We start from the raw sequence: 2157 nt of genomic DNA, 5'->3' as shown, positions 1-2157 counted from the left end.
GTGGTGGTGGTTATTGGTGGGTTGGGGTGTGGTTGTGTGTTGAGTGTTGCATAGTGGATGCGAGCATCTTGTTGTGAACAAGTGTTTAAGGGCACATGGTGGATGTCTAGGCATCAGGAGCCGATGAAGGACGTGGGAGGCCGCGATAGGCCTCGGGGAGCTGTCAACCGAGCTGTGATCCGAGGGTGTCCGAATGGGGAAACCCAGCACCCGTCATGGGGTGTTACCGGCAGCTGAATACATAGGCTGTCGGAGGGAACGTGGGGAAGTGAAACATCTCAGTACCCACAGGAAGAGAAAACAACCGTGATTCCGTGAGTAGTGGCGAGCGAAAGCGGATGAGGCTAAACCTATGCTGTGTCAAGCCGGCAGGCGTTGCAGTGTGGGTGTTGTGGGACGTGGTCGTGTGGATCCTGCCGGGTCTGCGAGGTCGTGGTGTGGTGTTAGCGGAAGACTTCTGGAAAGGGTCGCCGGAGTGGGTGAGAGCCCCGTACGTGAAAACACTGCATGCGGTTTGGACTGTGTTCCCGAGTAGCAGCGAGCTCGTGGAATTTGCTGTGAATCTGCCGGGACCACCCGGTAAGCCTAAATACTCCCTGATGACCGATAGCGGACTAGTACCGTGAGGGAAAGATGAAAAGTACCCCGGGAGGGGAGTGAAATAGTACCTGAAACCGTGTGCCTACAAGCCGTCAGAGCCTTTCGGGGTGATGGCGTGCCTTTTGAAGAATGAGCCTGCGAGTTATGCTTCGTGGCGAGGTTAACCCGTGTGGGGTAGCCGTAGCGAAAGCGAGTCCGAATAGGGCGTGTGAGTCGCGGGGTATAGACCCGAAGCGGAGTGATCTACCCATGGCCAGGGTGAAGCGACGGTAAGACGTCGTGGAGGCCCGAACCCACCAGGGTTGAAAACCTGGGGGATGAGCTGTGGGTAGGGGTGAAAGGCCAATCAAACTCCGTGATAGCTGGTTCTCCCCGAAATGCATTTAGGTGCAGCGTCGTGTGGTGGATGCCGGAGGTAGAGCACTGGATGGGCTAGGGGGACCAAAATCTTACTGAACTCAACCAAACTCCGAATGCCGGTATTTCTAGCGCGGCAGTGAGACTGCGGGGGATAAGCTTCGTAGTCGAGAGGGAAACAGCCCAGATCACCGGCTAAGGCCCCTAAGCGTGCGCTAAGTGGGAAAGGATGTGGGATCGCCCAGACAACCAGGAGGTTGGCTTAGAAGCAGCCACCCTTTAAAGAGTGCGTAATAGCTCACTGGTCAAGTGGTCCTGCGCCGACAATGTAGCGGGGCTCAAGCGCACCGCCGAAGCCGTGGCAATGCCACATGAGATCCGCCCATGCTTTCGGGTGTGGGTGTAGTCGTGGTGTTGGGTAGGGGAGCGTCGTGCATCCGGTGAAGCGGCCGAGTGATCGAGTCGTGGAGGGTGTGCGAGTGAGAATGCAGGCATGAGTAGCGAATGCAGAGTGAGAACCTCTGCCGCCGAATGACCAAGGGTTCCTGGGCCAGGTTAATCCGCCCAGGGTGAGCCGGGACCTAAGGCGAGGCCGACAGGCGTAGTCGATGGACAACGGGTTGATATTCCCGTGCCCGTGACAGTGCGTCCGTGCTGAGGCCGGTGATGCTAACCATCCGAACCCGCTTACTGGCCTTCGGGTTGGTTTGTTGGGGGAGCGTGGGGCCCGATCCGGTAGTAGGCAAGCGATGGGGTGACGCAGGAGGGTAGTCCCGCCAGTGAATGGTAGTACTGGTGTAAGCCTGTAGCCCGACATCTAGGCAAATCCGGATGTCATTAAAGGGTGAGAGGTGACGCGTAGCCGATTGAGGCGAAGTAGGATGATCCCATGCTGCCGAGAAAAGCCTCTAGCGAGTGCTGTTGTGGCCCGTACCCTAAACCGACACAGGTGGTCAGGTAGAGAATACCAAGGCGATCGAGTGAACTGTGGTTAAGGAACTCGGCAAAATACCTCCGTAACTTCGGGAGAAGGAGGGCCGTCTGGTTTGAAGCCCTTCGCGGGCTAGGGCTGGGCGGCCGCAGAGACCAGGCCCAAGCGACTGTTTACTAAAAACACAGGTCCGTGCGAAGTCGCAAGACGATGTATACGGACTGACGCCTGCCCGGTGCTGGAACGTTAAGAGGACCTGTTAGTCCCTT

At 57.5% G+C, this 2157-nt stretch carries 1 rRNA gene; it reads left to right on the top strand.

Annotated features, from left to right (window positions below):
* Nucleotides 1-75: 75 nt before the first annotated feature.
* Nucleotides 76-2157 (top strand): 23S ribosomal RNA (locus HF577_RS37030); the annotation flags it as partial.

The organism is Pseudonocardia xinjiangensis (assembly GCF_012911925.1).
Classification (GTDB): Bacteria; Actinomycetota; Actinomycetes; order Mycobacteriales; family Pseudonocardiaceae; genus Pseudonocardia; species Pseudonocardia xinjiangensis.
Note: the sequence above shows the minus strand (reverse complement) of the source record. Positions and strands in the feature narration are given on the sequence as shown.